This window comes from Bacillus inaquosorum, assembly GCF_023238325.1.
In the GTDB taxonomy this organism is placed as follows: Bacteria; Bacillota; Bacilli; order Bacillales; family Bacillaceae; genus Bacillus; species Bacillus inaquosorum.
In genome coordinates this window covers 764,863-778,129 of record NZ_CP096592.1, presented here as the reverse complement: position 1 = coordinate 778,129, position 13,267 = coordinate 764,863, and the positions used below count along the sequence as shown (strand labels likewise).

The 13,267-nt window shown below is 42.1% G+C and carries 8 protein-coding genes and 1 pseudogene; 2 read left to right on the top strand and 7 right to left on the bottom strand.

Annotated elements, in window-relative coordinates; all coding sequences use genetic code 11:
- The first annotated feature begins 9 nt into the window (after positions 1–9).
- A complete protein-coding gene (locus M1M80_RS03815) occupies positions 10–438 on the top strand; it encodes an antitoxin YezG family protein (protein ID WP_060398095.1) in 429 nt (142 codons plus the stop codon).
- 323 nt (positions 439–761) lie between these two features.
- Here M1M80_RS03815 and M1M80_RS03810 read toward each other — a convergent pair whose 3' ends face one another.
- The 5 genes from M1M80_RS03810 to srfP form a co-directional block, all read right to left on the bottom strand.
- Positions 762–1,481 (bottom strand): hypothetical protein, encoded by a 720-nt coding sequence (locus M1M80_RS03810; RefSeq protein ID WP_060398094.1) that lies wholly within the window; start codon positions 1,479–1,481, stop codon positions 762–764.
- A 163-nt stretch (positions 1,482–1,644) separates the two neighbouring features.
- Complete coding sequence (locus M1M80_RS03805) at positions 1,645–3,078, bottom strand: hypothetical protein (RefSeq protein ID WP_060398093.1); 1,434 nt, start codon at positions 3,076–3,078, stop codon at positions 1,645–1,647.
- Positions 3,079–3,680: 602 nt separating this feature from the next.
- Positions 3,681–5,063, bottom strand: a complete 1,383-nt coding sequence (rlmD, locus tag M1M80_RS03800) for a 23S rRNA (uracil(1939)-C(5))-methyltransferase RlmD (protein ID WP_060398092.1) — start codon at positions 5,061–5,063, stop codon at positions 3,681–3,683.
- Between the two features lie 56 nt (positions 5,064–5,119).
- Positions 5,120–6,031: a diacylglycerol kinase gene (locus M1M80_RS03795; RefSeq protein ID WP_003219448.1), complete on the bottom strand. Its 912-nt coding sequence runs from the start codon at positions 6,029–6,031 to the stop codon at positions 5,120–5,122.
- Between the two features lie 151 nt (positions 6,032–6,182).
- Positions 6,183–9,341 carry a surfactin resistance protein SrfP gene (srfP, locus tag M1M80_RS03790; protein ID WP_060398091.1) on the bottom strand — a complete coding sequence of 1,053 codons (3,159 nt, stop codon included), beginning with the start codon at positions 9,339–9,341 and terminating at the stop codon, positions 6,183–6,185.
- Between the two features lie 131 nt (positions 9,342–9,472).
- On the opposite strand from srfP, the pseudogene M1M80_RS03785 reads away from it, so the two are divergent.
- A pseudogene (locus M1M80_RS03785) lies at positions 9,473–10,361 on the top strand (TetR/AcrR family transcriptional regulator).
- Here the strand turns inward: M1M80_RS03785 and gatB are convergent.
- Together gatB and gatA are read right to left on the bottom strand one after the other, a co-directional pair.
- Positions 10,358–11,788 (bottom strand): Asp-tRNA(Asn)/Glu-tRNA(Gln) amidotransferase subunit GatB, encoded by a 1,431-nt coding sequence (gatB, locus tag M1M80_RS03780; RefSeq protein ID WP_003240092.1) that lies wholly within the window; start codon positions 11,786–11,788, stop codon positions 10,358–10,360. The pseudogene M1M80_RS03785 and the gene gatB overlap by 4 nt on opposite strands.
- Before the next feature lie 13 nt (positions 11,789–11,801).
- Positions 11,802–13,259: an Asp-tRNA(Asn)/Glu-tRNA(Gln) amidotransferase subunit GatA gene (gene gatA / locus M1M80_RS03775; protein ID WP_003240095.1), complete on the bottom strand. Its 1,458-nt coding sequence runs from the start codon at positions 13,257–13,259 to the stop codon at positions 11,802–11,804.
- Positions 13,260–13,267: the final 8 nt, after the last annotated feature.

The following is a 13,267-nucleotide window of genomic DNA, read 5'->3' as shown; positions in this document are numbered from 1 at the left end:
GAGGTTAGTATGGAAACAGAAAAAATGGGTGAATTATATCAACAGATAGCAGAAGGCATTAACGAAATCATACCTTCTGAATGGAATAAAGTCACTCTTTATGCAGAAGTACTCGACGATTCTTCTGAAGTTTTCTTTTATTTCAATCCTCCGCAAAGTGAGGATTATATCTATTCTCATAATATCCCTGAACATTTTCATGTTAGTGAGGACGTTTATGATGAATTATTATTACAATCACATGACTCATTTGAGGAATTACGAGATGAGTTCAAAGAAAATAACCAAGATGTCTGGACGAACTTGACACTTCAGCTAGAGATAAACGGAAAGTTATCAATAGAATACGATTACGAGGATGTTTTACATTCTCAATACACAATCTCTCAACGGAAACAAATTTGGGTTTATGAACACTTAGGGATCTATTCTAAGTGAGAGTCTGCAAAAACTTTTTTAGAACAGTAAGTAACTACAGTCTTAAAATTGATTTAAATACACCGATCCCATTCCTAAAGCAAAGAGAATAACATAATAACCAATTTAGTTATTCTAATAAGACTTAAACTACTGAAAACGAAAAGCTGTAAATAATACTTCTCTTAAAATATTTCCTTCCATACTACTAACATTCTCCCCTACCCAGTGTTGAATAATTGAAATTAATATAGTTCCTTTTTTATAGGGATCGTTCTCTACTTTTTAAAATCTTATAAATTACTATTATAAGCCCCTATAAACAGAGAATTATTCTTCTATTCTCAACAATCTTCTTTATCGGTTATACCTGGTCTTTTTTTTAATAATAGAGTTTTTTTATACATTTCATTTAATTTTAATTGTTTTTCTTTGCTTATTTTAGTTGATATAAATGACATGAGTGTAACTACAATTGTTAATGTAACTCCCAATAACAACGTGATAAAGGAAATATCGTTATCAAATAATAAATTAACTTGATTATCCTTTGTGTAAATTAGAGCGAAACTTAAACCAATAGTTACTGTCATTGCCATAACTGATGTTGGTACAAATAAAGATAATTTATTAGTATTTATGTATGTATTTCGTCCCACTTTCTTTTCTTCTTTCTTTTTAAAATCTTCTCTTTCAATTTGTATTATCATCTTCTCTAGACTCTCTGATATGCTAATTTTTTTATCAATAGCTATAAAGTTAGTATCAAAAACTTCTCTTATAAGATCCTCAAGATTTTCCTTTATACTATTCATATCTTGTAGTTTAACATTATATTTTCTAGATAATGACGATAATAATGAATTGAGTATCTTTAAGGAGGGAAGCTCTCCTTCTGAAATGGAGAGTATTAATAAGCTTATCATTTCCTTATTACTTTGATGTACTTTTTTAAAGTAGTCTTTTTTACTTATTTTATTAAAAATAAAATTAGTCATAAAAAATACAAATAAACCACTTATTATTCCACCTCCAATACCAACAAACCATGGATTTTCCCACATATTAACACACCCTTACTGCCGATAATATCTTACCATTTTTTCTTCTATATTAAAGTCTAATTGAACAGTATAGCTAATGAATTAGCTTTTCAATACATATAAAGAAGTCTTAAATGCTTTTAAGACTTCTTTATATAAGTTATATGTCAAAATGTAGTTGTATTTATTTAATGTTAGAAGCTGAGGGCTTATCATAAATTGCGTCAATAACAAAAACATCTATAAATTTACCTAACTCTTCACTTAATTTCTTTGCTTCTCCTTTAAGACCACTAATTTTTTTGTACTCTTCTTCTTTTTGTACAATTACAACATAGTAGCCAATTTGAATATCTTCACTATCTAGATACTGGGGTAATTGATTTAGCAAACCTTGTTTTAATTTAGAACTACTTGCCCTTTTTACCTCAATTAATACTCTATCTTGGTGTCCATTTGAAAATTTGAAGTCTACAGGGCCTCTTCCTTGATTGACTTCCCTAGAAAAATCAATATTATTCGCCTTACAGTGTTCCTTAACTAATCCAAAGAATAATAATTGAGAAGCTTCTTCTCTTTTTGGTGTTAGAGGTGTTTCATTCCACAATAGTTTATAACCTGAATTGTTAATTATAAACGAATTGAAGCTTTCGATAAGTAATTTAACTAAGGCAGCTAATTCAACATGATCGTTAGGAATTGGCAGTTCTATAGGTTTCATTTGTTGAATTTTTTGAGATTGTTCATACCATTTATAAATTCCACTTGGATCCTTATCTATATCGTAGGGTAATGAAACTTTACTTTCTACATAATTCACATACCTTTCCAAAAAGTCAACCCTATTTGAAGCAACCTTAATAATGTCTTCTTTATTTATTTTACTTTTGATTTCAAAATTAAAATCAGTTCTCAAGGTTTCATTTTCATTCGACCAAGCCCAATCAAGGAACCCATCTGCGTTAATACTAGGAAGCTCTCTTAAAATACTTTCAGGTACTAATAGAATGGGTTTGTTATTAGTTGGATTTAAAGGAAGAGAAACAATATTATGTTCCCATCTCTTAAATTCAAAATTAAATCTTGAATTTTTAACCTTAAATTGCTTAAGTGGTATTTCATGTTTAGCGCAAATATCTTGAGTAAACGCAATCAATTCTTCTTTAATAATATTTGCACAAATATCGCTTATTCTATCACGTCCAATACCTTTCTCGAGTATCCCAATTTCTTCAAAATGATTAATCTCTTTAATTCCAACTCTAATAGATTTTATTAGTGCTGCAGCTATAGAGTGAGAAAAACCCTCACCACCACCTGAACCCCCAGTACTTTTATTGGTATAACCTAGACAAATTTCCTCAACCTCTGGAAAAGTAAGCATTGATATTAATTTTTTGTAATATAAGCTTGAAGGCACTCCACTACTCTTTGCCGCCAATATAAATGCCTCATTAAAAAACTGAATTACTTTAGAATGTGCATTTTTAAAGTGTTCTTCTGAAGAACTAAATAGCAGAAAAGGATCAATAAATAATTTAGTGTCCACATCTAAAATAGGATCAAACCATATTTCATCTTGACTCTTTATTACACTATACAGTTCAGAAAAAAGCATTTGTTAACTCCCTTACAAAAGTAATATACTTCCTAAATTCATCATACCACAAAAATCTGTATAATCTGACATAAATAGTTATAGTTTTGCAGAACGAATTAACCATTAGTTCCTATTGTTTGTTCTATGGATAAAATAGTATTATGTTCTAATCAATAACCGCAACCCTTGTTCTCTCTGCACCTCATTTTTTAAACTTAACTTTTACATCTATTGTTAATGAACATAACTTTGAAAGGATAGGCTATGTACTTGCTAAGATCGGGGAGCTGTTAAAAATCGGTGGCTCATCAGGGGTTATTCAAGAAAGTTTAAGTTCACTGAAAAGCTGGTTCAGGAACAAATTTAATTTAAGGAGGACGCAGTAAAAAGTTCATTAACGAGGAGGTATCTAAACCTGATTATAAAGTAGAGATAAAAAAGGTGATGACAGAAAGTTACAAACATGTAAATTTCTGTCATAATAGAACAGCTTAAAAGTTTTTATAGTTCAATAAGTTAGCATCCGAATATTACTTATGTTTTATTGATAAAATCGGTAATATCGAACAAAGATGTTAATATCTACTATAAATTGTACAGGTTGAGGGGTTATAATTCCCTCAATCATTTTTTAAAACTAACTGTGATACACACTCCACATGATTCGTATGCGGAAACATATCCACAGGCTGCACTTCGCGCGTCGCATACCCGCCATCCTCAAGGACCCGCAAGTCTCTCGCAAGCGTGCCAGGGTTACACGACACATACACCACCCGCTTCGGCTTCATCTCTATAATCGTCCGCAGGAGAGCTTCGTCGCAGCCTTTTCTTGGCGGGTCGACGACTAACGTATCAGCAGTGATACCCTCTTCATACCACTTTGGAATCACGGTTTCCGCTTCCCCAACCGCGAACTCAGCGTTTGTGATGCCGTTTAATTCAGCGTTTCGTTTCGCATCCTCAATCGCTTCTGGCACAATTTCTACACCGTACACTTTTTTCGCCTGCTTAGCCAGGAAGAGAGAAATCGTTCCGATGCCGCAGTAGGCGTCGATGACGGTTTCTTCCCCTTGAAGCTTCGCGTACTCCAGCGCTTTGTCGTAGAGCACTTTTGTTTGCTCCGGGTTAACCTGATAGAACGATCTGGCGGAGATGGCGAATTTTACGTCTCCGATGAGGTCGTAGATGTATTCTTCGCCCCAGATAACGTTTGTTTCGTTGCCGAAGATGACGTTTGTTTTGTTTGGGTTGATGTTTTGCACGATGGATTTGACGTGCGGGAATTGCGCTGTGATGTCTTCGATGATCTTCGCTTTGTGCGGGAAATCGTTTGTTCTTGTGATGAAGACGATCATCATCTCACCTGTAACGACACCGTATCTTACCATGATGTGGCGGAGCCAGCCTTTGTGGCGTTCTTCGTTGTACGCTTTGACACCGTATTTGGCGCAAATGTCTTTGACGGCTTGAACGGCTTCGTCGTTTTTGGATTGCTGGATCAGGCAGGCGCTCATGTCGATAATGTCATGGCTTCTTTGCTGATAAAATCCGGCGACGAGTCCGCCTTCCCGTTCTCCCACCGGCACCTGCGCTTTGTTTCTGTAGTTCCACGGGTCTTCCATACCGAGTGTCGGGTGCACGGTGACGTTGGACAGGTCCAGCTTGCCGATCCGTTCTAACACGTCTTTGACTTGTTTCTGTTTAAACAAGAGCTGACCTTCGTAGGTCATGTGCTGAAGCTGGCAGCCGCCGCATTGTTTGTAAATCGGGCAAGGGGCATCTGTTCTGTGCGGGCTTTCTTCCTTCAGCTCGATCAGGCGGCCGAAGGCGAAACCTTTTTTGACGCGGGTGACTTTGATTTGGGCTTTTTCTTCCGGAAGGGCGTTCGGCACGAAGATCGGGAATCCCTGCACCTTTGCGACGCCCGCTCCTTCGTGAGTCAAATCCTCAAATGTCACATCGTAGTATTCGTTTTTTTCTACTGGGGGTTTCATTTTCATCTATGTTCACCTCTTGTTTTAAGCGAAAGAAAAACTTGGCTTAAAAAGCCAAGTTTTTAGTCATCCAGCTGTTCCGCTTTCTCCTTCGGCATGACGACGTGAATGTGTCGATACAGATTCACGAATTCGCCCGGCAGCATGCCGCCGTACTCGCCGTCCAGGTTCAGCTGCATCTTTTCTGATACATTGACTTTCACGCGGTTCGCTTTTGTATAAATAATGTGCTGGTCGTTGATGTGTTCGCCGCGGAGCGCCATTGTGGCGACTCTGATAAATTCAGCAAGGTTTGCTTTCTTGAGTATCATCAAATCAAACATGCCGTCATTCAGGCTGGAATCCGGCGCGAGTTTTTCGAACCCACCGACGGAATTTGTCAGCGTGACCAAAAACAGCATGATTTCGCCTTGAAACAGCTTGCCGTCATATTCAATCTCGACTTCTGTCGGACGAAGTGAAGGCAGCATTTCCATTCCCTTTAAATAATAGGCAAGCTGGCCGAGCATCGTTTTGAGTTTGCTTGGCACGTCGTACGTCAGCTCCGTCAGACGGCCTCCACCGGCGATATTGATAAAATACTGGCCGTTCACCTGTCCGATATCAATCGGGCGGGCAACGCCGTTAATGACCGTATCTGCCGCTTTTAAAATATCCTCACGCGGAATATTGAGCGCTCTCGCAAAATCATTCGTTGTGCCGACAGGAATCACACCGAGTGTCGGACGGTTGTCTAAAGGCGCAAGCCCGTTGACGACCTCGTTGATCGTTCCGTCTCCGCCCGCTGCAACGATTAAGTCAAACTCACGCAATGCCGCTTCCTTGGCGGCGTGCGTTGCGTCTCCTGCGCATGTCGTGGCATGGGTGGAGGTTTCATAGCCGGCTTGTTCAAACTTTTGCAGGACCTGGGCAAGATGCTTTTTAAAGATCTCCCGTCCTGAAGTCGGATTGTATATTATGCGTGCACGTTTCATTATCTCATCATCCTACTTAAGAGTATCCGATCCATTTTTACACTAACAACCTTTAATTATACTATGAGTTAAAAAAATCGCAACAAAATGTACATAATCTTACAGGTGAAAACGCACAAAAGCCTCAGCAGAGCTGAGGCTTTTTGTTTTTTTACTCTTCTTCCGTTCCCGGTTTTTTCTTGCGGAACTTCGCCAATACTTCATATACGATTGGCACGATCAAGAGCGTCAGAAGCGTTGAACTGATCAACCCGCCGATAACCGTTACGCCGAGTCCTTTTGAAATGACCTGGCTTCCGCCTTCGAAGCCGAGCGCTAACGGAATCAAGGCGCCGATTGTCGCGATGGCTGTCATCAGGATCGGACGGAGTCGTGTAGAGCCGGCTTCTAAGAGCGCTTCTCTCGTAGACAGTCCTTCCGCTTCCTTATGGATGACGCGGTCAATTAAGACAATGGCATTCGTGACAACGATACCGATCAGCATGAGCATACCGATCATTGCGTTCAGACTGATCGTTTCACCTGATACATAAAGTCCGACCAGGGCACCGATGACTGTGAACGGCAATGAGAACAGAATCGCAAATGGCGCTAGTGCTCCGCCAAATGTAATCACAAGCACGAGGTAAACGATCGCTATTGCTGCCAGCATCGCTAAACCAAGCTTCGTAAAGGAATCGGCGATATCTGCTGATACCCCGCCTGTATCAATCGTTACGTTATCAGGCATGTCAAGCTTATCAATTTTCTTCTGGACATCAGCTGATACGGCTGTGACGTTGTCAGATGTAACCTCACCCGTGACATCTGCATAGACTTTGCCGTCACGTTTTGACACGGTATCAGATGTTGATCCTTCTTTCACTTTTGCGACATCGCCGATTTTGACTTCCTGGCCAGTCGCAGAAGTGATCTTTTTATTCTCTAAATCTTTCACACTCTTATACTCGTCTTTTTCCGTCTTAATGTTCACATCAAGCTCTTTGCCGTCTTTTTTCACGGTTGTGAGCGGTTCTTGTGATGTTTGTGTCATTAAGGCCTGAGAAATTTGAGACGCAGTTAAACCGAGTTTGCTTAATTTTTCTTGGTCAGCGACAAATGTGTACTCATCGTATTTGCTGGAAAGGCCTGAGTTTACGTTTTTCAGATCCTTTTCATCTTTCATGATTTTTTCAATGTCTTTGACCGTGTCTTTAATGTCGTTTTCAGAATCACCATACACATAGTATGTTAATTCATTGTTATTGCCTGAAGAGCTGAAGTCCTGTGACTTCCATTCTCCGCGGTCAGATTGCTTTTGAATTTCCTTCAACACGTTGTCTTTTTCTTTATCAAAGTCAGGCGTGTCGCTTTCATATTTGATATAGAATAACGCGCCGTTGGAATCTCCTCCGGCAAGCGGGCTGCCAGAGCCTAATGAATACTGAACCGTATCGACATGTTTGCGGTCAAGCAGGATTTTTTCCGCTTTTTCAGCTTCATCTTCGGCTTCTTTTTTCGTTTCACCCGGTTCTGGGCTGTATGTGAGCTGCATCGTTTTTTCTTCCTCGGACGGCAGGTAGCTGGCACCGATTAACGGTACGAGGAACAAGCTTCCAAGCAGCATCAGAATGGCGACGATAGACGTGATCCATTTGTGGCTCAGCGCCCAGTTCAATACTTTTTTATAGATGTTTGCAAGTCTGCCAGGTTTGTGTTCTTTTGCTTTGATTGGCGCGCCCGTTAATGATTTTTTGAACAGGCTGTGCGCCAGCATCGGCACAAGCGTGATCGAAATCACCAGGGATGCGGCAAGCGCAAAAACAATCGTTAAGGCAAACGGAATAAACAACTCACCGATTTGTCCGCCTACAAGTGCGAGCGGCAGGAATACCGCTATTGTCACAATCGTTGATGACATGATCGGTTTAAACATTTCCTTCGTCGCTTCACGAACCAAGGCTTTTCCGCGGAGCGGCTCATCTTTAAGTCTCATGCGGCGGTAAATGTTTTCGATAACAACGATAGAGTCATCGACAACCCGTCCAATCGCAACAGTCATTGCGCCGAGCGTCATGATATTCAATGTGATATCAAGCTGTTGCAGCACAAGAAGTGCGATGAGCAGTGATAATGGAATAGAAACAACCGAAATTAATGTTGATTTGATATCTCTTAAGAATAAGAGAATAATCACAATCGCAAAAATAGCACCGAAAATGGCTTTGCTTAACATCGTTTCAACTGACTGTGTGATCGGCTCTGCCATGTCGAGTGTTGCACTATAGTCGAAGCCTTTATGGTCTTCTTTGAACTGCTTCAGCTCATCTTTGACATCGTCAGCAACCTCTACAGTATTCGCATCGTTTGCTTTGACGATGTTGATGCCGATGCTGTCTTTGCCATTTGTACGTGAAACAGACTCAGCTTTTTTCACATCTTTCATTGTGGCAATGTCAGAAAGCTTAACCGTCGGCACATCTGTGCTTGCGCTTTGCTGCGACTGTGCTGCCGCTTGCGCACTTTGAGCTGCTTGTGCACTCTGCGCCGCCGCTTGTGATGCTGCGCTGCTGCCTGCACTTGAAGCTGATGCCGTCGGGATTCTCATATTCTTTAAATCTTTAATTGTTTCGATATCGCCGCTGACGACGACAGATTTTTCTTCATTTCCGAATGTGTACAATCCAAGCGGAGTTGTCACATCTGAACCTTGAATTACTTGTTTGACTGTATCTTCATCTAGGCCGTATTCTTTCAGTTTGTCTTCTTTGAAAGAGAATTCAACCTCTTCCACCTGCTGGCCTGATACTTGGACTGAAGCAACGCCTTCTATGCCTTCAAGCTTAGAAACGAGGCTGTCTTCCACTTGTTTTGTCAGTTCTTGCAGGTTGTCTTTATCACTGGACACGCTCAGCGTCAGAATCGGGAAAGAGTTCAAGCTGTAGCGTGAAATTTCCGGATCCTTCGCGTCATCAGGCAGGCTGACGTTTTCTAAGGCTTCAGCCGCTTCTGTTTTCGCTTTGTCCATATCTTTCTCATAGTCATATTCAATCATGACCGACGATGCGTTTTCGTAGGACGTTGACGTCACAACGCTGACTCCGTCCAAATTCTGCACCGCTTGTTCAACCGGTTTGGTCACCTCATCAGCCACTTGGCTTGGGGTCGCACCCGGATATGTCGTGCTGATCGTCAGGTAAGGCATGTTCACGTCAGGAATGGATTCTTGCTTCATATTCATACCCGCATACAAGCCGGCTGCTGTTACAATAATCGTCATCAGCCATACGGCGAATTTGTTTTTCAGAACGAAATTAATAACGTGATTCATCATATCCTCCATTACATTTTTTATTGACTGACTGGTCATTCTATATAATACTAAACGTTATAATGCAACAACGTCAACTCATATACCAGAAAATTTTACTAAATTTTTCAAGGATTAAGGGGAAGCACGTCATGAATGAAAAAAAAGAGAGAATCATAAAAACCAGCATTCATTTATTTGCGAAAAAAGGATTCGCAGCTACGACGATTCAGGAAATCGCCAGTGAATGCGGTATCTCGAAGGGCGCTTTTTATTTGCACTTCAAATCAAAAGAAGCGCTGCTGTTATCTGCCTGTGAATATTACATTGGCATGTCTATGAAAAAAATGAAGAATATAGAAGAAGATCTCGCCGGAGAACCGCCTAAGGAAGTGCTGAAAAAGCAAATTGGCGCTCAATTTGAAGATTTCCGCGATCATAAAGATTTTATCGTTCTTTTGCTTACCGAAAATATCATTCCGGAGAATCAAGAAATCAAGCAATACTTTTACAAAGTAACCATGGAGACGGATAAACTGTACCGGAACGCCTTGCTGGCGTCTTATGGCGAAGGAATCGAGCGGTACGTCGCAGACCTCTCCATCATGGCAAGAGGCATTGTGCATTCCTATATGAATGTGATGGTTTTTAACGGAGAGCTCAACATCGATGCAGAAGAAATCTCAGCTTTTATCATCGAGAGATTGGATGACCTCGTACAGGGGCTGAGCCGTTCAGCCCTCAATCCCATTGTGCCAAAAGACATTTTCAGCCCGATGCCTGTGGGGAAAGATCAGCTGCTTGAGGACATTCAGAAAGCGAAAGAAAACAGCACGCTGCCTGAGGATATCGTCGTGTCGCTGGATGTCATCGAGGAAGAACTGTCTCAGGATAAACCGCGCAAGCCGATTATTAAAGGCATGCTGTCCAATTTGACCGGGACCAATGACAAAGAAGTTGAAAAGCTTCGGGCTCTGATCTCTGTCTTCATCTCGCTTTGACCATCAAAAAAGCAGCCCCTGCGGGCTGCTTTTTTATTAGCGTTTTTTAATTTCTTCAAGCAGGATTTTGTTGACCATCGGCGGGTTGGCTTGTCCTTTGGACGCTTTCATGATCTGTCCGACAAGGAAGCCGATCGCACGGTCTTTCCCGTTTTTAAAGTCTTCGATTGATTGAGGATTGTTGTCAAGCGCCTCTGTGACAAGCTTCAGAAGCACGCCTTCGTCAGAAATCTGCACGAGGCCTTTTTCTTTCACAATCTTCTCAGCGTCGCCGCCTTTTTCAATCAATTCCTTAAACACTTTCTTCGCGATCTTAGAAGAAATGGTTCCTTTTTCAATCAATTTGATCATGCCGGCAAGGCCTTCAGGTGTCAGCGCAACGTCAGCAAGCTCTTTTTGCTCGGCGTTCAGATAAGCTGACACTTCACCCATTAGCCAGTTAGATGCTTGTTTGGCTTCAGCGCCTTTTTGAACGGTTTCTTCAAAGAAATCAGCCATTTCTTTTGTCAGCGTCAGAACCATCGCGTCATATGCAGGCAAGCCAAGCTCATCGATATAACGCTTGCGGCGCTCATCTGGAAGCTCAGGAATGCTTGCTTTTACGCGCTCCTTCCATTCATCGTCAATGTAAAGCTCGACAAGGTCTGGCTCCGGGAAGTAACGGTAGTCGTCAGATCCCTCTTTGACACGCATGAGAATGGTTTTCTTCGTTGCTTCATCATAACGGCGAGTTTCCTGCTGGATAACGCCGCCGGAGAGAAGAACCTGCTCCTGGCGTTTTTCTTCATGCTCAAGGCCTTTTTGAACAAACGCAAAGGAGTTCAAGTTTTTCAATTCTGTTTTTGTGCCGAATTCCTCTTGGCCGATCGGGCGAAGAGAGATATTGGCGTCACAGCGAAGTGAGCCTTCTTCCATTTTACAGTCAGAAACGCCTGTATATTGGATGATGGACTTCAGCTTTTCCAGATACGCGTACGCTTCTTCCGGCGTGCGGATATCCGGCTCTGACACGATCTCAACAAGCGGCGTTCCTTGGCGGTTGAAGTCAACAAGAGAATAGCCATCGCCTGTATGCGTCAGTTTTCCGGCATCTTCTTCTAGGTGAAGGCGTGTGATGCCGATGCGTTTTGTTTTTCCGCCGACTTCAATTTCGATCCAGCCGTTTTCTCCGATTGGCTTATCAAATTGAGATATCTGATACGCTTTCGGGTTGTCCGGATAGAAATAGTTTTTGCGGTCAAACTTCGTATCTGTTGCGATCTCACAGTTGAGCGCCATAGCGGCTTTCATTGCGAATTCAACGGCTTCTTTGTTCAGAACAGGCAGGACGCCCGGATATCCGAGGTCAATAACGCTTGTCTGCGTATTCGCCTCCGCGCCGAATGGCGTTGGAGAGCTTGAGAAAATTTTTGATTTTGTTTTTAACTCAACGTGGACTTCAAGTCCGATTACCGTTTCAAAGTTCAATTCTTTTCACCCCTTACAGTTCAGGTTTTGCTTTATGATGGTCTGTCGCTTGTTCAAATGCATGAGCAACGCGGTATACAGTGCTTTCGTCAAAGTGTTTTCCGATGATTTGCAGGCCGAGCGGAAGTCCGTCTGCTAATCCGCATGGCACGCTGATTCCCGGTACGCCGGCAAGATTGACCGGAATCGTTAAGATATCGTTTGCGTACATTGTGAGCGGATCTTTCGTGTTCTCACCGATTTTAAATGCAGGTGTCGGTGTAGTCGGACCGACAATGACGTCATATTTCTCAAATACGTCTTCGAAGTCTTTCTTAATCAAAGTACGCACTTTTTGCGCTTTTTTGTAGTACGCATCGTAGTAGCCTGAGCTTAAAGCGAACGTTCCGAGCATGATGCGGCGTTTGACTTCATTTCCGAAACCTTCGGCGCGCGTTTGCTTGTAAAGGTCGATCAGGTTTTCAGCGTTATCTGTGCGGTAACCGTAGCGGATGCCGTCAAAGCGTGCAAGGTTGGCTGACGCTTCAGAAGATGACAGCAGGTAATATGTCGCCAGCGCATATTTGCTGTGCGGAAGAGACACTTCTTCCCATGTAGCGCCGAGGCCTTCAAGCACTTTCAGCGCGGCAAGAACAGATTCTCTCGCTTCTTTGCCGACACCTTCACCAAGGTATTCTTTCGGAACTGCGATTTTCAGTCCTTTGATGTCGCCAGTTAATGAAGAAAGAAAATCAGGCACGTCCACATTTGCGCTTGTAGCGTCCATTTTGTCTACACCGGAAATCGCTTGTAGCAAGAATGCGTTGTCCTCAACTGTACGGGTAATCGGCCCGATTTGGTCTAATGAAGACGCAAATGCGACCAGCCCGTAACGGGATACACGTCCGTATGTAGGCTTCAATCCGACAACGCCGCAGAAGGATGCAGGCTGACGGATGGAACCGCCTGTGTCAGATCCAAGAGAAAACGGAACTTCTCCCGCAGCAACCGCAGCCGCTGATCCGCCGCTTGAACCGCCGGGAACTGTATCCAGATTCCAAGGGTTTTTCGTCAGCTTGTAAGCTGAGTTTTCGGTAGATGATCCCATGGCAAATTCGTCCATGTTCAATTTTCCGATTGTAACCGCTTCAGCGTCTTGAAGGCGCTGAACGACAGTAGCATCGTAAATCGGATCGAAGTTTTCGAGAATTTTGCTGGAACATGTTGTGCGCAGCCCTTTTGTTACGATATTATCTTTTACGCCGATCGGCATACCGAAGAGAAGACCATGCTCAGAACGGCCGTCAACCGCCTCATCAAGCTCCTTCGCGTACGCGCGCGCTCTTTCTTCATCTAATGCCAAAAAGGCTTGTACCTTATCATCAACCGCTTGAATGCGTTTATAAGATTCGTCAACCAGATCAGAAATCTTAATCTCTTTTTTATGTATGAGCTGTTTTAATTCTGTGATTTTATGATCAAATAATGACATTCTTGTGT

Coding starts and splice junctions, on each gene's coding strand:
- M1M80_RS03815 (WP_060398095.1), top strand. CDS start 10: ATGGAAACAGAAAAAATGGGTGAATTATATCAACAGATAGCAGAAGGC.
- gatA (WP_003240095.1), bottom strand. CDS start 13,259: ATGTCATTATTTGATCATAAAATCACAGAATTAAAACAGCTCATACAT.
- M1M80_RS03805 (WP_060398093.1), bottom strand. CDS start 3,078: ATGCTTTTTTCTGAACTGTATAGTGTAATAAAGAGTCAAGATGAAATA.
- srfP (WP_060398091.1), bottom strand. CDS start 9,341: ATGAATCACGTTATTAATTTCGTTCTGAAAAACAAATTCGCCGTATGG.
- M1M80_RS03795 (WP_003219448.1), bottom strand. CDS start 6,031: ATGAAACGTGCACGCATAATATACAATCCGACTTCAGGACGGGAGATC.
- rlmD (WP_060398092.1), bottom strand. CDS start 5,063: ATGAAAATGAAACCCCCAGTAGAAAAAAACGAATACTACGATGTGACA.
- M1M80_RS03810 (WP_060398094.1), bottom strand. CDS start 1,481: ATGTGGGAAAATCCATGGTTTGTTGGTATTGGAGGTGGAATAATAAGT.